Source organism: Paenibacillus sp. J22FR83, assembly GCF_059691955.1.
Genome location: NZ_JCAUAM010000015.1, coordinates 131937 through 154071 on the forward strand (window position 1 = coordinate 131937; position 22135 = coordinate 154071).

A 22135-nucleotide genomic window follows, 5' to 3' on the forward strand; every position below is an offset into this window, starting at 1 on the left:
TGCAGCAGTGTCATTGTTGTCACAAGAACATGTCGTTAGCTAGTTACTTCCCTGCTTTCCAAGCATCATATTGCTTCTGGATCTCGGCCATTATTTTATCTATGCCAGCGTCAACCAATTTCTTCTTCGTGTCCTCAACATACTTCGGATAATCCGGCATAGATCCCGTCGTAAAGATCGGATTCGCTTCTTTATTCACGGCATTGATTTGTGCGATCTCCGTTTTGACCGGCTCGTTATTAAACACAAATCCGAGAAGACCCGATGCCTTACCGTTGTCGTTTGTTTTCTTCATCGCTTCTAAGGCTTTGGTTGAATTCCAGTTGGAATCCCATTGATCCCAAAGCGGTCCAAGCCAGTTGTGCCAAATCGCCCATGTTTGTTCAGCACCACTCTTAGCTTCGATCGTTGGATTAGCATCTTTAACCGTTCCCGATTTAACGGTGTAATTCTTACCTTCAACGCCATAAGCAAGTGTATTCAATAAGTACTTATCACTCCAAATATAATCGAGCAGCATCATGGCTCTTTCTGGATTCTTCGAAGTTGCACTTATCGCTGTCGCAGCTGCAGTCATGGATGCAGTTGAAATCGTCGGTTGTGAGCTAAACGTTTCAACCGTTGGGAATCCGTAGGTGCTTGTCGATTTCGACCCATCCTCCGTATAACCACCTGAATCGCGAAGCACGGCATATTTGCCAGATTTCGCTTCTGCTAGATAATCTGTCTTGATCGCTGCATCTTTGGCAATATAGCCTTTTTTATAGAAATCATTCATAACTCGGTAATTTTCATAATTCTGGGGAATATCAAGAGTCTTGACGAATTTACCTTCCTTCTCACTGTAAGATATCCCACCTACAACTGTAGTATAATCGGGTAATCCTACGCCAGAGGTGGCTCCATTGGCCGTTGCAATAACTGGAATCATGTTCGGCTCATTTTCTTTAATCGTTTTCAGGAATGGCTCTAAGTCGCTAAGACTCTTAACACTCTTATAATCAAATTTATACTTTTCAACTAAATCTTTCTTAAATACATAAGCAGATGCCGGACTGTACGGGGTCTGTGCAGGAATCGCCATGATCTTCCCTTTGTAAGTAACGGCTTTCCAAGCGCGAGGATCTACTTTCTTCAAAATATTTTGACCATACTTCTGCAATAAGTCATCAAGAGGCATAAAGGCGCCCTTTTGCACATTCCCATTTAAGTTATTAGATGAATTGGAAGTAAATACGAGATCGTAAGGCTCACCAGCAGCTGATTTCAACTTAATTTTATCTTCCCAACCCGCATTATCAATTAAGTTAAATTTTACATTAGCATTTATTTTTTCCTTAATGAGTTTGTTCGCTGCCGCTTCAACCGCTTCCTGATCTTTCATATTGTCAATCGGTTTGGGCATGAACCAGCTAATCTCCACATAATCTTTCGTCGCACTCGTACTTGCAGCCGTACTTGCAGCTGTACTGGCAGCCGGGCTAGCGCTTTCACTTGTTTTTTCAGTTGTAGAGCAGCCGCTAATCACAATCGTAGTTGCAAGCAAGACGGATGTTCCTGGTACGATCCATGTTGAAGCTTTCGTTTTTTGACCTTTCACGTGGATTGCCTCCCTTATATTGTCTTTATATAATTTACAGATGCAGCGTGGTTTTCCTGCATCTAGAAACTATCAACCTTTTACCGAACCTACCGTTAGCCCCTGTACGAAGTACTTTTGGAAAAGCGGGAAAACAAGCAGCATCGGTCCTGCAGCCAAAATACACATCGCCATGCGAGCAGTTAATGAAGGTACTTGCATACCTGGTTTCACAAGTCCATATTGAATAGCCTCAGCAGAATTCAGATACTCCATATTTTTTAGAACACGAATAAGTAAATATTGCAGCTTCATTAAATTGGTCTGATCCATGTAGAGCAAGGTCAGCCACCAGTCATTCCAGTATTGGAGTGCAAAGAACAGGCCTAACGTGGCTAATGCTGGTTTGGATATTTGCAGAACAATTTGCGTAAATATGCGCAGCTCGCCTGCACCGTCCATTTTAGCTGACTCAATAATCGCATCCGGTATCGTTTGTAGGAAACCTTTCATCAACAACACGAACCAACCGCTAATCAGATAGGGCAAAATGAGTGCCAAGATATTGTTGCGTAGTCCCAACCATTTCACCATCAGAATATAAGAAGGAACCATTCCCCCGTGGAAGAGCATCGTGAAGAAGATGAAAAAGGCAAGGAACGTACGGTAGGAATAATCTTTGCGCGAAATAGCGTATGCGTAGGTGGTGGTCACCCACATCCCAATTAATGACCCCACGATCGTCGTACCAATAGTAACTAGATACGAATTTAACAAAACAGTTGGCTCACGCAGGATTACCTTATAGGCATCCAACGTAAAATTCTTGGGGATCATGGAGTAGCCAAACTTGATAATGTCATTTTCCGTTTGAAATGAGGTGCCGATAATGACAAGGAAAGGAAACACACACACCGCACACAACAAAATAAATGAGATATGAATTACTAATTTCCCTATGGTCAGTGTAGGTCTTAACCGAATTTCTTTGTAAGAATTCATAGTCGATGCTCCTTAGAAAAGTGAATTTTCAGGATTAATCCGTCTTACGATCGTATTGGTTAACAGAACCAGGCAAAACCCGACGATCGATTGAAAGAAGCCTGCTGCTGATGCCATTCCGATATCGCCCATATCAATTAATGAGCGGTACACAAACGTATCAATGACGTCCGTCGTCTCATAGATCAAGGATGAATTCAATGTGACATTGTAGAATAAACCGAAATCGCTATAGCAAATACTTCCGATCTGCAGGATAACTAACATCGTAATCATCGGCTTAATCATTGGAATTGAGATGGAGAACGCCTGCCTTAATTTGCTTGCGCCATCAATTTTGGCTGCATCATAATACTCGGCATCAATGCCCATCAGAGCGGCGTAATAGATGACAGATCCATACCCAAGCCCCTTCCAAACTGCAGCAGCCACTAATATGTATGGCCAATATTGCGGCTCACTGTACCAGAGAATGGGTTCTTTGCCCACGTTAATCAAGAGGCTATTAATGACACCATGTTCCATATCAAACAGTGCCCGGAAGGCAAAACCAGCGACCACCCATGAAATAAAGTAAGGAATAAACAAGATGGTTTGATACACTTTTACGAATCTGCGACTCAACTCAAATAGCAATAGGGCAATAACGATGGAGAGGAACGTCCCCAAAACAATGAAAACCATGTTATACAGGAGCGTATTGCGTAGAACCCTATACAGCACATTGCCATTAAATAAGAAGCCGAAATTGTCGAGCCCTACCCAAGGGCTATTCCAAATCCCAAGATTGTACTTATAATTCTTAAAAGGAAGGAGCAATCCGTAAAGCGGCACATAATTAAAGAGTAAAATCAAGAGAAATCCTGGCAATGCCAGTAGGGTTACTCCGAAATTTTTCTTGAAAATTCTTACCATCCATCCAACACATCCTAGCTTTGTAATTTTGACTGCCATCTTGGTCGATACCCCAACTTTAGGGGATGCCCCAGGGAATGTATATTATAAACTAGGTATTTTCCTCCAAAAATGTGTAGCTTCGCTGGCTTTCCATGGGGATAGGAACCTTCAAATCAAGTGTTTTCCTTTAACCTCGGTAAATATGGAAGAAAAACCTTCTTGTAATCGCCAACGAAAGCGGTTGATATTGTATACTACACCTATAGAAATCAGGTAGAGGAGCCTTTACATGCCCAAAGTGCCAACACCCTATCGGTATATGATCGATGAATTTCTAACGCCAACCTTTCATTTCAGCATCTCGGAATATGAGGTAAGCCGATTTCACGATGTGCATGGCCATGAATTTTTTGAAATGGAGATTATTCTATCTGGAAAAGGAACGCAAATCTTAAACGGTGAGTCGTCCCAACTCGTCCCAGGCTCCATTTATCTTTTAACCCCTGTTGATTTCCATACCATTATTCCTGATCGGGGTTACCCGCTTCGATTAATTAATTTAAAATTTACGGAAGCGTGGCTCGATGAGGATCTGCGACTCTTCCTCTTTAGTCAGCCAAACCGCTTGTCCATTCGCTGTGAGGGTGAGCAATTGGTTTACATAGAAGGGGAATGCCGCCGATTGTTGGCAGAAAGCATGGCCCCTAGAATCGGCCAAAAACAAGCAATCCGCGCCACATTGGATAGATTGCTTGTCGATCTGCTGCGTATGATTCCGAATGATCCCCAGACGACCATAGAGACTTCGTCCAGCGATGTGTCTGAACGAAGTAAGCTGCGCAAAGCCTTGAACTATATTGATTTCCATTTCCGTGAACCCCTGACACTGAAACAAGCAGCCGCCCATACATCGTGGAGCCCGAACTATTTCAGCGAAAAGTTCAGTAGCATCATCGGTCAGTCGTTTCAACAATATGTCCAGGAGCATCGGCTTCAATATGCCCATAGGTTGCTGCACAATTCCTCCTTACCTGTTACGGAGATTGCGCTGGCTTCTGGCTTTAATTCTTTACCTTATTTTATCCGTTGTTTTAAAAGCAAGTATGGGGTGTCTCCGCGTGCTGGGCGGCGGGTTCTGTGAGGTGGTTCAATGACAAAAAAAAGAAAGCTTGATTTCTCAAGCTTTCAGCAACGGAACAAAAGCTTGGAAATACAGCCAGTGCCCGTAATCGTTCGGATGATTGATGTTGTTCAGGAGCAGACTTCCCGGTGATTTGCCAGCAGCCAGTTCCTGCTCCCACACCGCTGTGACGTCGGCTACGCCGACACCGTATTCCCGGCCCAGCCGGCGGATGATTTCCGCATACCTGCCAGTCCATCCACTGGCATACCTCCATTTCGGATTCGGCCAACAAGGCGTCACGAGCACAAGGTCGCTGTTGCCTAGCTTCTGGACGGCTTCAATCATTTGACGTAGATTACTTTCAAAATCCGCCGGAGAAACGCCTACCCCTTCACCATATTTGTTCTGATCATTCATGCCGAAACCAATAATCACGAGATCAGGGTTCAAAGCAATGACATCGCGTTCTAGGCGATTCATTCCATCTTTGCTCGATTCACCGCCGACTGATTTGTTCAGCAGGCGGATTCGGCTGTGCGGATACTCGTCATTGAGAAGTTGATGAACTCGGTTGAAGTACATAAACTTCTCTTCGCTCGCCTCCCCACCTGCACTAATACTGTCCCCAAAAACAACAATCGAACGCTCCTCGCCAGTTCGCAACTTGGAAAGCCAGCGCTCCACCCCGGCTAGTTTCCCGCTATCGCGGGCAAACAAACCTTCCGTTAAGGGAACGCTATCATACAGATAATCCCCATACACGGTAAATTCACGATTGCTGCAATTTTTGAACGCTGTATGATCAAACTCTGTTTGGCCGTATAATTCGTGATGGGACCAATCCGGGATCCCACTTTGCTTCGTCCGGCGAATGACACCGCGATCATAATCGACGACATAGTCAATGCCTTCTGTGTACATGATATTGTCCTGATGACTCTCATCCGTATGACTCCGCAATACTAACCCCCGGTTGACTAAAGGACGATACCGGATAGATGTGTTCTCTTCTTTGACAAAAATAAATGCTTCCGCAGTCTGCCGACGGCTCTCTGGATTCATGGGCATGCAACTCCTTCAATAAGTAAAATCATATTCACCTGAGGTCAGCTTGAGACAGATTATTGGATTAAATTGATGCTCTAATTCTTCCTCATGACCATTCATATTACCTTTCAACTTTAGGTGATACTTACGGCAAAGTATATTACACATTGGGCATTTTCCTTCAAAATGAGTCATATCCGATAATCGTGCAAGTATTCTGAACATACGGCAAGTTTTATGCGAGCCTCCCTTTTACAATGAGTCCATTGGCACTTAATTGAAGGAGGCTTTTAAATGACAAAAGAACTGTGCCTGGATGGTCAATGGAATCTTGTTTATTTTCCGCAAGGAGAATGGCAGGTCCACCATCCAGATGAATTGAACAGCTTAGATTTGCCTTGTATTAACGCTCAAGTACCAGGGAATGTCGAGCTCGACTTGGTAAGGAGCAGCCTGCTTCCTGAGCCCTTCTTGGGAACGAATATCAACGAACTCCGCCCTTACGAGCTCTATGAGTGGTGGTACAGCTTAACGTTCACCGTTCCGCCGACGATGGCGGGCAAGCGAACCAAACTGGTGTTTCAAGGGGTTGACTGCTGCGCAACTTACTGGTTGAACGGCGAAGAACTTGGGTCCAGCGACAATATGTTCATTGAGGTGAGTCTCGAAACAACGGAGTCGCTCCTGCACGATGGTGAGAATACGCTATTTGTACGGTTGCGTTCTCCAATTATCGAGGCAGGGCAGCGCAGCACCGATGCGATTTGCTATGCACAGATCCCCAATGGCGAGCAGCTATTCGTCCGCAAGGCCGCTCATAGCTTCGGATGGGATATTATGCCCCGCGCAGTGTCGGCGGGCATTTGGCGATCCGTATCGTTGGTCGCATGCGAGGAGCATGCCCTGACCGACCTATATTTCTATACCCTATCTGTGGATAAAAGTCTCTCAAGGGCCGAAATCGGATTATATTACCGAGTGGCCACAGATCCTGCCTATTTTTATCATGGATTGGAGATTCGGATAAGGGGTAAATCAGGTACATCCGAGTTTCAGTTGAGTAGGCCTGTCTTATTCAACGTCGGCTCCCTGACCGTATCCATCGAGAATCCCCTGCTCTGGTGGCCAAATGGATACGGAGAAGCTCCTCTCTATGAGGTTACCACCGAACTAATTCAACAAGGACGCGTACTCGCCTCACGTACAGAGCGGATCGGCATTCGTCATGTTCAATTAATTCGCACAGAAACAACCACGATTGAAGCGGGCGGCGAATTCCTATTTAAAGTCAACCATACCCCGATCATGTGCAAAGGTTCAAATTGGGTGCCGATGGATGCTTTTCATAGCCGAGACGCCAGTCGCTACGAGAAGGCTCTCCAGCTATTCTCTAAAACAGGCTGTAACATCGTCCGCTGCTGGGGAGGCAATGTCTATGAGGATCATGCTTTTTTTGACTTCTGCGACCGTCATGGCTTGATGGTCTGGCAGGACTTTGCCATGGCCTGCGCTGTCTATCCACAGACGCCCGAGTTCAGCGAGTCCATGCGACTTGAAGCAAGCGCTGTTGTCCGCAAATTACGGAACCACGCTTCGCTTGTCCTATGGTGCGGGGATAATGAATGCGACGAGGCTTATGGGTGGTATGGGTTGCCTGATCCTAATGTGAATTCCATTACCCGTAACCTGCTTCCGCAAGTGATTCAGCTCCATGATCCTCACCGTGCTTATTTGCCAAGTTCTCCCTATCTGTCACCTGAGGTTATCCGATCAGGCAACATGAACCTGGCTCCTGAACGGCATCTTTGGGGGCCGCGGGATTATTATAAAAGTTCCTATTATAAGACGAGTAATGACCATTTTATATCTGAAATTGGCTATCACGGCTGTCCAAATCTATCGTCAATTCAGAAGTTCATCGAACCCGATCATCTATGGCCATTTAACAGTAAGGATGAGCAATGGGTCGCCCACGCAACGGCAATTAGCGGCTATGAAGGACATAATGCGACAAGGATCCAATTAATGGCGAATCAAATTAAAGAGTTATTCGGTGCCGTTCCCGAATCTATCGAAGACTTTATACTCGCATCGCAAATTTCCCAAGCTGAGGCGAAGAAGTTTTTTATCGAGACGGCTCGGCTCAAAAAATGGCGGAAAACTGGCATCATCTGGTGGAATATGATTGACGGCTGGCCGCAATTCTCCGACGCTGTCGTCGATTATTACTATAGTAAGAAGTTGGCCTTTCATTATATCCAAAGAAGCCAAGTCCCTGTCTGCATTATGATCGATGAGCCTGCCAGTTGGCATGTTCGAGTAGCTGCAGGCAATGACTCCAGAGAATCCGCTGCTGGAACATATCGTATTTGGGATGGCGATACGAATGAAACGCTTATGGAGGGAAGCTTCACGGTCGAGGCTAACGGAACTGCCGAACTAGGGAGAATTCCAATTTCTCATGCCAAGCAGCAATTGTTTCTCATTCAATGGATCTTCAATGGACGAACCTATGGCAATCACTACCTGCTTGGTTTCCCAGCCCTCTCATTGGAAACTTATAAAGGCTGGCTGCCGCAAATTGCTGCTATTACCAACCAATTTCAAGCCGATGAAATCGGTCGATAGGGGGAGTTCCACGATGGAGAAAGTGATAGTGGAAAACCACATGGGGCAGCTTGTAGCGCGTTATCCCGACTTAGAAATATGTACGCCTGACATTATTGCGGCATTTCAATTATGTGCGGAGACATTCCATACCGATGGGAAAATGCTGCTTTGCGGCAATGGGGGGAGTTCCTCGGATTGTGATCATATTGTCGGTGAGCTGATGAAGGGTTTTCTGTCCAAAAGACCTGTTCCCTTTGCATTTCGGGACTCGTTAGTCAAAGAATGGCACGCACAAGAGGGAGCTTATTTAGCAGACCATCTGCAGCAAGCGCTCCCCGCTATCTCCTTAACTAATCACGCTGCCTTGATAACTGCCTTTGCCAATGATGTAGAACCGGAGATGATCTTCGCCCAACAAGTGTATGGCTACGGGAAACAGGGGGATATCCTTCTGGCCCTCTCCACTTCCGGGAATTCCACAAACGTCCTCCGTGCCGTTCAAACCGCAAGAGCGATAGGCATGCATACCGTCGGATTAACTGGAAAACAAGGTGGCCGCTTAAAGGAGCTATGCGACGTGACAATAGCAGTGCCTTGGGAACATACACCAGACATTCAAGAGCACCATCTACCGATTTATCATCTCATATGTACATTGTTGGAAAAGGAGTTTTTCGGATAATGACAATTCTAGCTGGTATCGATATTGGCGGAACGAAGTGTGCAGTTACGATTGGGAAACGGATTGAACAGATTGAGATTACCCTAATTGATAAAGTTCAATTTCCTACGCCCCGAGATCCGTATGAAACCATCACGAAGATGATGTCTGTCCTAGATCAATTATTGCTTGAACAAGGGGGTACACTCGCAGCAGTTGGTATCAGCTGCGGGGGGCCGCTGGACAGCAAACAAGGGATCATTCACTCACCCCCGAATTTGCCCGGGTGGGATCACATCCCTATTGTTAGCATAATGAAGGAACACTTCAGTGTCCCCGTTGGTTTGCAGAACGATGCGAATGCCTGCGCATTGGCAGAATGGCGTTGGGGTGCTGGCGTTGGAACCCAGAATATGATATTCCTTACTTTTGGCACAGGTATGGGCGCCGGTCTTATTCTGGATGGTAAATTATACACGGGGACTAATGATATGGCCGGTGAGATTGGTCATATGAGGCTAGAGCCCACAGGACCCATTGGTTACGGCAAAGCCGGTTCTTTCGAAGGGTACTGCAGCGGAGGCGGGATCGTCCAATTAGGACGATTGAAAGCTGAGGAGGGCTTGGCAATGGGGCAGCCTCCTAGCTATTGCCGATCCGAAGCGCAACTGGCATCGCTTACAGCTCAGGGAATAGCGGAGGCCGCACAAGCAGGGGATCTTGCAGCCTTACACGTGTTTCAAACGGTAGGGGTCCAGCTTGGACGAGGACTATCTGTCCTGGTAGACCTCCTGAACCCCGAGTTGATCGTCATTGGCAGCATTTATGCCAGACAGCGCGACCTCCTCGAAGCTATCACACTTGAGGAGCTTCACAGAGAAGCGCTCCCGCATGCTCATCGTGAATGCCGCGTAGTCCCTTCCGGATTAGGCGATCATGTAGGAGATTACGCTAGTCTGTCCGTTGCCGAATATCAGGTGATACACTTACTTTGAAATCAGATTAGTCATATTTCTCTGAAGCGCATATTCCTTCGGTGTGACTTTATATTTCTTTTTGAACATGCTGAAAAAGTAGGTCTCATTCAAGATTCCGACCTTTTCAGCTATTTCATATACGCTAAGGTTATCATGGATAAGTAGTTCCGCCGCTCTGGCTAACCTATACTCGTTGATGTAATCAGGAATCGAGATATGGGTTGCTTCCTTATATGTTTTACTTAAATTTCTAGTGGATATTTTCATAATCGACGAAATGGAAGTCAAGCTCAAAGAAGGGTCTTGATACTGGTTATGAATATATTCCGTGACGGCATCCACCAAAAAGTAGTTTAGTTTCGTGGTATTTCCCTCGAAATCTTTTTTGAACGAATCTTGCAGGGCACCTACAATGATCCGATGAATCTCAGCAATCGTCTCCTTCTCCATGATATTGCGAGAGATCGAAGAGATATGCAAAGATGGCGCAGCTGTCACTTTCATTTCTTCCAACGTCTCTATGACCGCATCCACAAGTCTTATGATGGAGACCAGTGCATTGTGATAATTGAGCGTGCCCACCTCTTCAAAAATGGTCCCCAAAACCTCCTCGATCGCAACAATGTTGGTCGATTTCATCGCTTTAACAAGCCGTTCTTCATCATTTTTGGCGTATCCTGTTTTTTTGCTTTCCACATTTCTCTTAACCGTTTCGTACGTTATGACAGAGGAATGCCCGAGTAATAAACGATACATCGCCTGATCGAGAGCCTTATTATACATACCATTTAATTCTTGCATGTGACTCGTCTTTTCACTAACAGATGCCGTAAAAGAAACCTTAAAAAATCGGGAAACATTCTCATGCGCTTCTTGAATAAGCGAGTGGATATGGAATTGAAACTGCTCCTCTTCTTCCGGCACGCTCACAATCAATACGACATGATCGTCCTTCATATCAAGACCTTCGTTAGGGTAACTTCTAGAGATAATTTCAGAAGCAATATTGATCATAGCAAAACGAATCGTATCCTTATCCTTGGCATGAAACGCTTGCTGAAATTCCTTATAGTTATCAATTTTCAATATACATATGGCATAAGAACTATCCAGAACTAAAGAAATTCTCATCTCCTTAAAAATGCTTTCTAATTCTGACCTGCCCATCGGTGAACTCTCCGTAAGCAGCCTGCTTAACCAATAGTGCTTCATGACATCTTGGTACTGCATCTTTTCCTTATCATAATGATCGAGCATTTCCATGGATTGTCTGTACACGGTATTCAAATAAGAGAATTCATCGACGACCTCGTCTTTGTCCGATCTCCGTATCCGATCCAACATGATCGAATTCACCAGTTTCCCTACTGGCCCATATATTTTCCGGGAAATACCGATGGAAATCACTATCGCCATGACAAGAAAAATAAGCGTGATGATGATAATACTATTTCTTAAACTGTTGATATAGGTATAAATTTCAAGCACAGGCTGCGTTTTTAACAGCGTCATCCCCGTATTGTCGACACTGGTGTAAGTAACTAAATATTTCGTTCCGTCATGCTTGCTTTGAAAAAAACCATCTCGATCTCCCTGTGGATGTGCTGTTTTATACGCTACAAAGTCTGTTTTCAACCACTTCTTGATCGCAGGGTCATCTTTACCATCAGTTAAGTACTCGCCAGCCTGATCCACAATAAATACGTTATCGCCCTTTTGTTTATCGATCATATTGATTTGATTAATATTCTCCAGCAACCATTCCGGTTTAACGTTAATAACGACAACGCCATCCGGCTTATCCCCACTTACCGTCGTTTCGTATATGAAATAAGAGAATACATACTCAGACTCAGTTACCCCGTTTACTAATTTTTTGATATCACGGAATATCGGTTTCAACTTAGGCAGTGCTCCATCCGAATTAATAAAGTCGTAGAGCATCTGATCTTTAAAAAACAAAGGAAAACCCGTGCTATAGGATTGATTCAAATTCCGATTATAAATACCCATCGAGTGAATATAGGGAATAGCTGAAGTGACAGAACTCACGACTTTAGACATGTGGCCTGATACTTCAATCATATCTTCCTTTTTCGCATACATGATGGCGGTTACATCACTGTTCAAGTAAAGAAATTTGGATAGGTTAGAAATGGTTTGATCCATAAATGACATATTATACTTAACCTGATACAGTATTTTTTGATTGGCTGCATATTCATTTTTGACCAACAGATTTTGCGAATTAATATAAATGACCGTTGAAAGCACAACAACAAGAATCAAGATAGCTATACTAATCCAAAGTACCATTTTTATAAAATAGGCTTTAGCTCCAAACAAAGATCTTATGTTCATGCCTTCATATTCTCCTTTATTCGAAGTGAAAGAACCTAGCATGCAGGAGTCCCGCCGTGCCACAGGATTGTGTAGGGTGTCCTCTCAATGTAATTGTTTTACGCTAGCATGTATACTTTAATATAAGTCCTTTCCTATAAATTTGGTACTATTAATGTTTGTCCATCACCTTTCAAAAACATATTCCTTTTTTATCCAATTTCCGATATAATGGAATTCGTTTACATATGGATGAAAGAGGTGTATTGGCTTGCCCATTAAGTCTGATAAAACTTACAAGAACCGCCCCATTCTCTTCTCGCTCTTCCTTGGCATTGTGCTGACCTTATTGATTTCAGTAGCATCAGCAGTAGCCACCGTACGAGGTTTGGGAGAAACAGGGATGATGGTTGCGCAAGGGTGCGCATTCCTCGTCATGGCGTTGGCTGTTACCCTGTATATGCGAAGGAAAGACAGCACGATGGCCATCTATGGATTCAAGAGACTGGCAGGAACCAATAATAAGGCCGCGTTGTATTATGTTCCGCTCGGTATCATTGTTTTTGTTCAACCTGTCATTGGTGGATTTAATAGCGAACTTTCCTTAGGCAAGGTTGTCTTGATTGTCCTATTTTCACTTACGGTCGGGTATACCGAAGAGTCTATCTTCCGAGGGATCATTTGGGAAAAATTGAAGGATAAAGGTTCTCTGTTTTACATCCTGTTCTCTTCCATCTTTTTTGGTATCCTGCATATGGCTAATGCCCTAAATGGGCGTGACTGGTTGTCGATTTTGCTTCAAATCATTAACGCGTTTCTCATCGGACTCATTCTAGCTTTACTTATTGTCCTGACGGCTCGTATTCTTCCATTAATCATTTTCCATTTTATGTTCGATGCACTCGCCCAGTTAACGAATGCAACCACAACAGCGAACGAAGTATTTGTAGTTGCTATGCTCAATATCTGCTACTTGCTCTACGGTGTTTATTTAGTTGTTATACTAACACGCAAACGCAGAATTTACACAGTGCAGAATAGACCTTACATATAAAAAGCTGCCTAACAAAGCAGGGATTTCCTACTTGTTAGGCAGCTCTTTTTTTCATGCAGCGAACTATACTTCCTCGTCCCTTTTATAAGGGTATGGGGGATACGGTGGATATGGCGGATAGTATGGCGGGTATGGATAAGGGTATGGATAATAAGGCGGATACTGATAATACGGCTGCGTCGCCGCACCGTACAACAATGGTGCCACTACCCAAGGTAACACGTTGTTGAAGCCGCCGCCGTGCGGGAACCAACCTGGGCCGTGACCAATGCCTGGGCCTCCAGGGAAATGACCGGGACCTCCAATGCCGCCAATACCTCCTGGGCCTCCAGGGAAATGACCGGGACCTCCGGGTCCGCCAATGCCTCCTGGGCCGTGTCCAATACCGCCAGGTCCCCCGATGCCTCCAGGTCCATGGCCAATACCGCCGCCATGCCCTCCGAGCGGTGGACGAAATTCTTGATCTTCACGCTTCGTCATATCGGAATCACTCACAATCCACTGTATAGTTTGAATTATCTTCTATACTGTATGTGTGCGATAGCCTACTCGGTGAATGAAAGCCCAAAAAATGGGCGGGATTATTTGTTTTTAAGTGCTTCCTCTTGTTCTGCCTTCAATTTCTCATAATCACTTCTATGGGTATCAATTATTGACCTATCGTAACCATTCGAGGTTAATTTCGTTTCCGTTTCAATCATGATTTGTTCAAACATCTTATCTGATGTTTCTCTGATGTACTCTCTAGCTTGTGCTTTTAAACTCTCATCATGTGTTGCAAGATATTTAGCATACAGATCAAACAATACAGCAGATACTTCAGACCGAAGTGCTTCAATTCTACTCTTAGCTTCAGCATTAATTGATGCTTCCGATTGCTTTACAGTACCGCCTCCGCCTCCACCACCAACCCCGCCACCAATTGGCGGCGTTACAACAGGCTTTGTATCTGGTTTCGTCTCCGGCAATTTCACATCAGGCTTCTTCTCTTCCTTCGTATCAGCGGACACCGTATACGTTTCCGGATTCCAGTTAATCGTTTTCCCAACAGACTCCGAGAAGAAACGAATCGGAACAAACAAACTGCCATCCACAATATACCCTGGTAGTTCATCGGTTGGACTCTTTTTTACACCATCAAAAACATAATTAATCTTCTCTTTATACACCTTCAAATTGCTTGGAACTAACTTCGATTTATCGAACTTCTCATTAGTTTTGGAGTAAACCTGTGTATTCAGTTTGTACTCACTAATATTAATTTTATCTGTTGCCTGAGGCTCTGCAATCGTTACCGTGTAAGTATTCGGATCCCAGTTGACCGCTTTATCTAGCGAGTAAGAAATGAATCGAATAGGAACATACGTCGTGCCTTCATAAATAAAACCTTGCTGACCTTCTGGTGGTGCATATTCCTTCCCATCAAACGTAAAATGCATCGGAACCTGATACACATTCACATCCAATGGTGCTTGTGCTGCTGACGCTTGCGCCGAAATCCCCATCATAACCGCTAATGATAAACCTGTAATTACTTTCAATCGTTGACTTGCTTTCACTTCCTGAACACCTCTTCTATGTATTATTGGGAGGAAACCACTTTTTGTACAGCCGCAATTTCGGCTGCGCTAAACTTCGTATAGGCAATTTTCTTCAGCTCCGCCTTCTTCTCAGGCGTCAATCCGCCGCTTGCCATTTGCCTCAGCTTGTTTATTTCAGATGCCGAGAACCTGCTCATCACGAACTTTACTGCCTCTTGTTTATTTTCAAATTGAACAGTTGCCTTCTTCTCCGTTGCAGTCGACTTCTTCGCTTCATTTCCCGTAGTTGTCTCTTGCCCATTCACGGTATTCGGGTCGCTTACCTGACCAGCCGTATCCTTAGGCATGACGCTTTCACTCGACTTATCATCTGTGGCAGACTTCGATATATCAACATTCGGTGTAACAGCAGCAGGAGTCTCAATCGAATCTGCAATAGCAGGCAAATCCATGGACGCCAACCATTCCTGGCTAGTCCCACTATCCAGAACAAGTTGTTGGGCTAATTTGTCAGCAATCACATTCATGGCATAGTTATAAGCCGTATATCCGCCTACTCCTAGCATACCTAACACAATAACTGTCAGTATGAGTCTTTTTCTCATCTCAACCCCCTACTGTCGATTAACAGTTGTTATTTCATTACTTTGTAGCCTTCGGCTGCGTATCTGCATATTTCTTCCCTTGGCTCAAGCCATACTTCGCTGCAATACCAATCAATTGGTTATACTCGTCTTCCGTTAGCTTCTGCAAAATAATATCCTTGGCTTTCTTCTTCTCTTCAGGAGATATGCCATTGCCAGCCATCTTCGCAAACAGTTGGAGATCAGACGCACTTAATTTCTTCATAAGCACCGAAGTGACAGAAGCCTTCTCCTTAAGCGTAATCGCATCCTGTACTTCTTTCGCCTTCTCCGTCGTAATTTGAGCCTCGTAACCTGTCCCATTCTTCGTTGCTGCTGGAGTTGGTGTAGGCACCTGTTCAGCACTCTTAGAATCGTTCGACTTCTGATTAGATGAACTAGAAGCTTGTTTCTCTGTTGGCGTATCCGTCGGGATCGTCGTCCCTTGCGGTTTTAACGTAGATGTATCATCTAACTTCTTCACATCAGGATTATTAGGTTCCTTCGTTGCTGTTATAGCATTTGTCATACTATTAACGTCAGAAGCTATCAAACTAGACTCTTCATCAGCCGCTTGACTGAACTCCGAAGGAATCGAGGGAATCATAGAATTCAGGAAATATGACATCGCTATATTCATGCCAAAATACCCAATAACAAGCAGCATAGCAGCACTACTTCCAATCCAGATTAATCGCTTCGTCCACTTCTTTTTCTTCATTTCTTCACCAGCCAAGTCACATATTGGATATCTACATTATAAACTCTATGAGTCAATAAGTCACATATTGTCGCGCGAGAACGCAAAAAAAATGCACCTCCAGGTGCATTAGAACGCAAAAATGATCGCTACTTAAAGCTAGCGACAAATTCCGACACACTTTTTAATTCATAACCCTTATATTAAAAAGTAATATATATCTTACACAGGAGACGATGCGTTTGCCAAACTATTACTTTTCGGAAGTATGGACCCCATTGAAACTACTAGGTATCAAGCTTTTCAAAGATGATGAAGGCGACATTTGGATCAAATGTTGGGGATTTAAACGCAGGCGTTTCACACATAATACCAAATAATTGTTCTTGTACAAGTTCCAATTATAATCATTATACCTGAGTAGTCGTCACTTGCAGAGGGACCAAAGTCATGGTCAACAGTCCTATTTTCAGCTTAAACTAATACCGCGGCGACATTCAGCCTACAACAAAAAAGCACCCTCAGGGTGCTTTCACTATGTATACAGTTTCGTACGATGATAACTAATTTTATTAAAAATCTTCGTCCGCTCCACATCACAAATGCAACTCTCCAGGATAACCTCATTAAATCTCAGCCAAAAAGAATGCCAATACTTATCCAACTCAATCCCTCCTCGATTTCACATAAATCACTGGGAGGCACGATGATTCGGAAGCTGGCTAACATACTGGTATAACCAGCTTAGTCCCTATAGCTTTGCGTCACTGATTTTCATCAGCTTTGCCATTATCGTCCGATTTATGTGATTGACTTATCTACTATTGTAGCAAATACATAATTTGCAGCAATGGTCTGTTTGTCGTGATTATTGATTTGGAGGGAGGGGCGGAAGTACTAGGATTTATAGTTTGCAATTTACTTTTCAGACTAATTTCATCAGTATAGTATTACAACTGTTCTTTCCTTTTGTTCCTACCCCATCTTGTTGACTTAATAACTATGCGAACGAGAAATTGTTTATCAAGTATTCTTTATCGAGAAAAGATTGAATTTACAATTTTCTAATCTCTTAAAATTTTTGGAGTAGACTTCCTTATTATTTTAAATTCATTTAATAATTTTTTAAAATTATTAAAGTAAATCGAAGTTGTTAATACCAAATTAACAATTACAAAGATAAAATATTTTGTATAGTCAAAATTATAATAAGTTATAACCATAGAAATTATTATTATTACTTGGTATACTTCTTTAAAATCTTTTGGGATCTTCTCATTTTTTCTAATTATTAAATCAAAAATATAATTCATTAAGTATAATGAAATAATTGTCATAATAGCATAGAAAGCAAAGTCTAATTTTAAATAGAACACTAAAAAATTTAATAATAACGATATAAGTAGTACATTTGTGTTTACTATCATCACAGTTTTACTTTTAAGTAAACTATTCATATATGGCAAAATTCTAAGTGTGTATTGCAGCCTAAGGAAGACAACTGGGAAGAGTATATAAAAATAATTAATTGAATCATTATACTTAGGTATAATAATATTGATAAGCGGGGAAAAGAGAATGATTAATATTCCACATATTCCTAATAATATATCAAGTATAATACCAAGATAATTATAGTAATTCACTCTAGATTCCTTTGTCATTTTCATAATGGTAGGTATAACGACAACATTTAGAGAGTTCAAGACAGACAAAAAAATTGTTATTAAGCTATATGCAAATGAAAACATAGCGTATTCGTAAGCATTATTTGAACGTTCAATAAATATTCGATCAGTTCCAAGTATTAAAGTACTTATAAAATACGATAAAACAATTGGAAATCCAAGATTTATTAGTAATCTAATATTAACTTTTATCTTATTTTTATTCTTAGAATTAAAGATATCTTTTCTTATACAAATGTATCCAATTACTATTTGAAATGTATAAGCTATCATCATTGATAGGATTAAAAGGCGGTAGTCTTTATAATCTAGTAAAATCATTACACCTAATGCAATGACAGTTGTTAATTTAATTAGCAAATTAGAAAAAGATATTACTTTATATTTTCCACATAATATTAACAACTGTCCTATATATCCGGAGATATTAACAAGAGGGATTGTTAATATTATAGCAAAATAATATATACTCAGATTTTCAATGCATAAGCTCACTAGCAATAATATTGTTGTAATAGCTATTTGAAACATTGAATATTTAATTAACAAATGCTTAAAATTAAATCCACCCAATTCTTCTAACTTATATTTGCTGAATTTCAACAGCAGTCCATCCGCTATTCCTAAATGTAGAATGGGTAAAAAACCAATATAAAACATAAAAATTCTATACGATGAATAGTCTCCAACAGTTATTAGTTTTGGGATAATAAATCCGATAATTAAATTAAGTATTATCCCTATCATAGAGGAAAGAACTAATATAATTACTTGAATCAATTTTATGCCCTTTAACACGAAATCAGCTCATTTTATTAAGATTTTTACATCTGCAAGTATGTTTAAAAATTTCAATAAATTTTCAATATCTTGTTTTTCGCTTGGTTTAATACTTATTGCATTAAAGCCAGTATTCATATAATTAAACATTTCATAATATAGTGGAGACAGTTTCTCACTCATTACCAATTCGTTAAATTTTCTCATATCTTTGCCATAATATATATCATTATGAGTTATTGCATTTTTTAGTTCAATAATTACTTCTAAATTCCTTATTTTCCTTTGATTCTTGTAAAAATTTATTAAACTAGTTAAATAAATATTATCCTTATATTCATTGCCAACTCTAATTTTAATCGCTTTTTTTATTATTCTATATTTATTTTTAGTTGGTTCTAATCTAAATTTAGGTACATATTTGTCTTTAAACACCCTCAACAAGAACCTTTTCACCAAAAAAAATGGAATATTATACATATTCATTAAATACATTAATGTTCTTAAATTACCATTCACAACATTAAACTTACCTATTTTATTATTGATATAATTTTGTTCATGTATTCTGTACTTCATTATTGGGAGAGTAGATTTATGTAGTTTTATACATTCATAACTATTGTCATCGAAATTAATCCAAAACGGTGTATTCCAACGTAAATAGTTGTTAAATGAATATTTTTCAAATGCTTCTCTTTTAATGAATGCACAATCATTTAGAATGTTAACTCCATACATTAAATACATTCTTGCTAAAGTCACCAATTTATCTGAGAAATCTCTAACTTTTATGGTACCTTTTATATTATCAAATTCATCAATAATAATAAGATCACCTTTTAAAGCTTCACACCGAGAAGACATAATTTCTATGACAGCATTACTAATTGTATAATCATCAAAGAACAAATCATCACTATGTAAAATATAAATAATATCTCCTGTTGAAGATTTAAATCCATTCATCACAGCATTCAACTGGTCAGAATTTTCTTGAGCGATGTAAATAATTCGGTCATCTCTGAACGATTTAATAACTTTTTCAGTATTATCTGTACTTCCGTCGTTGACAATTACTAATTCAATATTATTATATGTTTGACTCAATACTGATTTAATGCTATACGTCAATGAATTTTCATCATTATATGTTGGCATTATTATTGAAACTTTCATGTGATTACTCCTACTATAAAAGAATTATTTGGTTTTCATTTTAAAATAAAAGATGAAATCAAATCCTCTTCACTACACGATAGTACTCCATTGATATATATTAATTGAAACTACTAATTTCAGTAATCACTTCAAACTTAGGTTAAATAGAACCCTTCAGAAATCCAATTACTCTTAATTCATCTTTAATAAGATGACTGCCACATTTTTTGAGCATACTCTCTGAACCTAACTTCGATTTACTCATAAAATCAAATTTCTGATTATATAGAATATCGAAAGCCTTAACAAAAACATTAATATCTTCACATAAGAATCCAAAATCATTTGTTACGAACTCTGGAATCGCAGTATTATTGGATACTATAGGAATTAAACCACTAGCTACTGCTTCGCACATTGACACCCCTTGAGCATCTTGCCTTGTCGGTGATAGAAGCACTCCATTTTCAAAATGTAACTTAGCAATTTCCGATTGACTAAGAAATTTCTTATAAATATTAATATTTTTAAATTTCCTTAGCGGTTTTAAAGTTTTATTGAATAAGTATCCATCTCCGTAGAAATTAAATGTCAAGTTATTAAAATATGGTTTTCGAGATAACTCTAATATAATTTTCACTGAGATATCGTTAGCATATTTTCTACTAGTATATGGTCTAATACTTAATACATTATTATAATGTTCTTCTGATTTTTCCTTGTAATAAAATAGCTTATCGTCTATAACATTCGGTATTATTACATATTTTGATTGTTCTAATTTTGTATTTGTATCTGCTTCTAGGATATCTTTCATCCAATTGGATACAAAAATATATTTAACATTTAATTCTCTATTTAAAATAAGTTGTCTCATAAAGCTCATTTGTTTAGTATTAAAATATATATATTTTAAAAAGCTTAAAATTGACTTAATATTTAGTCTTAAATTAAATAAACGCCTTTTCCAAGATAACGCCTCGTTTCCGTGAATCCAAATATATATTTCGAAATTTTTATTAACTGATTTTATTGTATTTATTATTTGATGATCAACAAAATGAATAAATATTTTTGCATTTAAATACTTTGACAATAAAATTTCAATATCAGATCTGTTTCCTTCGTAAACTACTACATTTTCAAACTGATACGTCTTTAATACCTTGTTTTTCGAACTTAGAACTATTACAAATCCTCTTACACCTTGCTCTAAATAGCTAACCACTCGTCTATGTATAAAACCATTATTGTATAAGGCCTCTTTACTTGGATAACCATTTGTCAATATTATAAAATCAAAATCATCCATTATTGTAATCCTTTCATTTTCTATGTAAATATTTCTTATATAATTGTTTAATAAAAATGCTAGGTAGATAATAAATTACAATACATGCAATTTTTTCTTTTATATTTAATTTAGCTAAAAAAATAATATCAAAAAATTGCGATATATTACTTTTATTAATATATCGTTTAGTATCAGTTAGTAGCCTCTTGAACTTAATATTAAAATTTTCGTTGAAATCATACTGATATAATAGTAACCCTTGCGAGAATAGATTCATATATAATCTAATTTTAAAATAATTTTCGAATTCATCATATTTTCCATGTTTTATTAGTAAACTCTTTAAATATTCAAGTTTTATAATTGTTCTTTCAAATATTTGATATTCATATCTCTTTGATTTACTCCCTAACCTTTGATAATAGAAGTAAAAATTATTATCTACGGTCGAAACAGAATTACAATAAAACAAATATTCCAATAAAAACACTTGATCTTGACCACTAGTTACTTCCGGTGGACAATAAATATTGTTCTCTTTAATTATTTTTGCTTTGAAAATTTTATCGCACATTAAAACTGTTAGTGTACTACTTCCTATAAAATATTCTCTGAATATATCTTTATTAGTGAATATACTTCTTGAGGCTTTACTTTTTAACTGAGTTAAATCATCATAAACTTTAGTATGCCCACAAATAGCTAAATCAGAATTATTTTCTACAAGACTTTCATATAAGCATTTCACAAAATCAGGATGGACATAATCATCTGGATCGACAAATATAATATATTCTCCACTTGTTCTATCAATTGCATTATTTCTTGCAATGCTTACCCCTTGATTATGTTGGTCTATTATTATCAACCTACTGTCCTTCTCCAAGCATTTATTTGCAATTTCCAAAGTTGCATCAGTCGATCCATCATTAACCACTATAATCTCAATATTTCTATAAGATTGCTTAAATAAAGAAAAAAGGCATTTTTCAATATATTTTTCCACATTATAAGAAGGTAAAATAATACTGATTTTTTCCATGTTTACATTCCCTCAA

At 39.8% G+C, this 22135-nt stretch carries 18 protein-coding genes and 1 riboswitch; of the genes, 5 read left to right on the forward strand and 13 right to left on the reverse strand.

All coding sequences use genetic code 11. The features are described from left to right. Window positions 1-43 precede the first annotated feature (43 nt). From AC58PV_RS25450 to AC58PV_RS25460, 3 genes are all read right to left on the reverse strand, one after another. Entirely contained in the window at window positions 44-1600 is a 1557-nt protein-coding gene (locus AC58PV_RS25450; RefSeq protein WP_497435394.1) for an ABC transporter substrate-binding protein, read from the reverse strand. Window positions 1601-1672: 72 nt separating this feature from the next. Beyond that, window positions 1673-2581, reverse strand: a complete 909-nt coding sequence (locus AC58PV_RS25455; protein ID WP_497435395.1) for a carbohydrate ABC transporter permease — start codon at window positions 2579-2581, stop codon at window positions 1673-1675. Window positions 2582-2593: 12 nt separating this feature from the next. After that, a complete protein-coding gene (locus AC58PV_RS25460; RefSeq protein WP_497435396.1) occupies window positions 2594-3496 on the reverse strand; it encodes an ABC transporter permease in 903 nt (300 codons plus the stop codon). A 271-nt stretch (window positions 3497-3767) separates the two neighbouring features. Between AC58PV_RS25460 and AC58PV_RS25465 the strand changes: the two genes are divergently transcribed. Further along, on the forward strand, window positions 3768-4619 hold the full coding sequence (locus AC58PV_RS25465) for an AraC family transcriptional regulator (protein ID WP_497435398.1): 852 nt from the start codon (window positions 3768-3770) through the stop codon (window positions 4617-4619). Window positions 4620-4655: 36 nt separating this feature from the next. On the opposite strand, the gene AC58PV_RS25470 is transcribed toward AC58PV_RS25465, so the two are convergent. Continuing rightward, window positions 4656-5663: an SGNH/GDSL hydrolase family protein gene (locus tag AC58PV_RS25470; RefSeq protein WP_497435399.1), complete on the reverse strand. Its 1008-nt coding sequence runs from the start codon at window positions 5661-5663 to the stop codon at window positions 4656-4658. Window positions 5664-5942: 279 nt separating this feature from the next. Between AC58PV_RS25470 and AC58PV_RS25475 the strand changes: the two genes are divergently transcribed. Genes AC58PV_RS25475 through AC58PV_RS25485 form a run of 3 tightly spaced genes read left to right on the forward strand, consistent with a single transcriptional unit; the run spans window position 5943 to window position 9914 of the window. Then, window positions 5943-8276 carry a glycoside hydrolase family 2 protein gene (locus AC58PV_RS25475; RefSeq protein ID WP_497435400.1) on the forward strand — a complete coding sequence of 778 codons (2334 nt, stop codon included), beginning with the start codon at window positions 5943-5945 and terminating at the stop codon, window positions 8274-8276. 13 nt (window positions 8277-8289) lie between these two features. Further along, window positions 8290-8940 (forward strand): D-sedoheptulose-7-phosphate isomerase, encoded by a 651-nt coding sequence (locus AC58PV_RS25480; RefSeq protein ID WP_497435402.1) that lies wholly within the window; start codon window positions 8290-8292, stop codon window positions 8938-8940. Continuing rightward, window positions 8940-9914: an ROK family protein gene (locus tag AC58PV_RS25485; protein WP_497435403.1), complete on the forward strand. Its 975-nt coding sequence runs from the start codon at window positions 8940-8942 to the stop codon at window positions 9912-9914. Before AC58PV_RS25480 ends, AC58PV_RS25485 begins: the two co-directional genes overlap by 1 nt. Here the strand turns inward: AC58PV_RS25485 and AC58PV_RS25490 are convergent. After that, window positions 9906-12257, reverse strand: a complete 2352-nt coding sequence (locus AC58PV_RS25490) for an AraC family transcriptional regulator (protein WP_497435404.1) — start codon at window positions 12255-12257, stop codon at window positions 9906-9908. The genes AC58PV_RS25485 and AC58PV_RS25490 overlap by 9 nt on opposite strands. A gap of 250 nt (window positions 12258-12507) precedes the next feature. On the opposite strand from AC58PV_RS25490, the gene AC58PV_RS25495 reads away from it, so the two are divergent. Beyond that, window positions 12508-13290: a CPBP family intramembrane glutamic endopeptidase gene (locus tag AC58PV_RS25495; protein ID WP_497435406.1), complete on the forward strand. Its 783-nt coding sequence runs from the start codon at window positions 12508-12510 to the stop codon at window positions 13288-13290. Between the two features lie 63 nt (window positions 13291-13353). Here AC58PV_RS25495 and AC58PV_RS25500 read toward each other — a convergent pair whose 3' ends face one another. The 8 genes from AC58PV_RS25500 to AC58PV_RS25535 all read right to left on the reverse strand — a co-directional run bounded on the left by AC58PV_RS25500 (window position 13354) and on the right by AC58PV_RS25535 (window position 22119). Then, the gene (locus AC58PV_RS25500) at window positions 13354-13770 is read right to left on the reverse strand and encodes a hypothetical protein (RefSeq protein ID WP_497435407.1); all 417 of its coding nucleotides are present in this window, start codon (window positions 13768-13770) and stop codon (window positions 13354-13356) included. 101 nt (window positions 13771-13871) lie between these two features. After that, the gene (locus AC58PV_RS25505; protein ID WP_497435408.1) at window positions 13872-14849 is read right to left on the reverse strand and encodes a copper amine oxidase N-terminal domain-containing protein; all 978 of its coding nucleotides are present in this window, start codon (window positions 14847-14849) and stop codon (window positions 13872-13874) included. 23 nt (window positions 14850-14872) lie between these two features. Beyond that, window positions 14873-15436, reverse strand: coding sequence for a hypothetical protein (locus AC58PV_RS25510; protein WP_497435409.1), 564 nt, complete (start codon window positions 15434-15436; stop codon window positions 14873-14875). Window positions 15437-15473: 37 nt separating this feature from the next. Continuing rightward, the gene (locus tag AC58PV_RS25515; RefSeq protein ID WP_497435411.1) at window positions 15474-16175 is read right to left on the reverse strand and encodes a hypothetical protein; all 702 of its coding nucleotides are present in this window, start codon (window positions 16173-16175) and stop codon (window positions 15474-15476) included. Window positions 16176-16864: 689 nt separating this feature from the next. Continuing rightward, window positions 16865-16952, reverse strand: a riboswitch (cyclic di-GMP riboswitch). A gap of 266 nt (window positions 16953-17218) precedes the next feature. Beyond that, window positions 17219-18640, reverse strand: a complete 1422-nt coding sequence (locus AC58PV_RS25520) for an oligosaccharide flippase family protein (protein WP_497435412.1) — start codon at window positions 18638-18640, stop codon at window positions 17219-17221. A 9-nt stretch (window positions 18641-18649) separates the two neighbouring features. Further along, on the reverse strand, window positions 18650-19801 hold the full coding sequence (locus AC58PV_RS25525) for a glycosyltransferase family 2 protein (protein WP_497435413.1): 1152 nt from the start codon (window positions 19799-19801) through the stop codon (window positions 18650-18652). A 142-nt stretch (window positions 19802-19943) separates the two neighbouring features. Further along, entirely contained in the window at window positions 19944-21095 is a 1152-nt protein-coding gene (locus tag AC58PV_RS25530) for a glycosyltransferase family protein (protein ID WP_497435414.1), read from the reverse strand. 13 nt (window positions 21096-21108) lie between these two features. Continuing rightward, complete coding sequence (locus AC58PV_RS25535; protein WP_497435416.1) at window positions 21109-22119, reverse strand: glycosyltransferase family 2 protein; 1011 nt, start codon at window positions 22117-22119, stop codon at window positions 21109-21111. Window positions 22120-22135 lie beyond the last annotated feature (16 nt).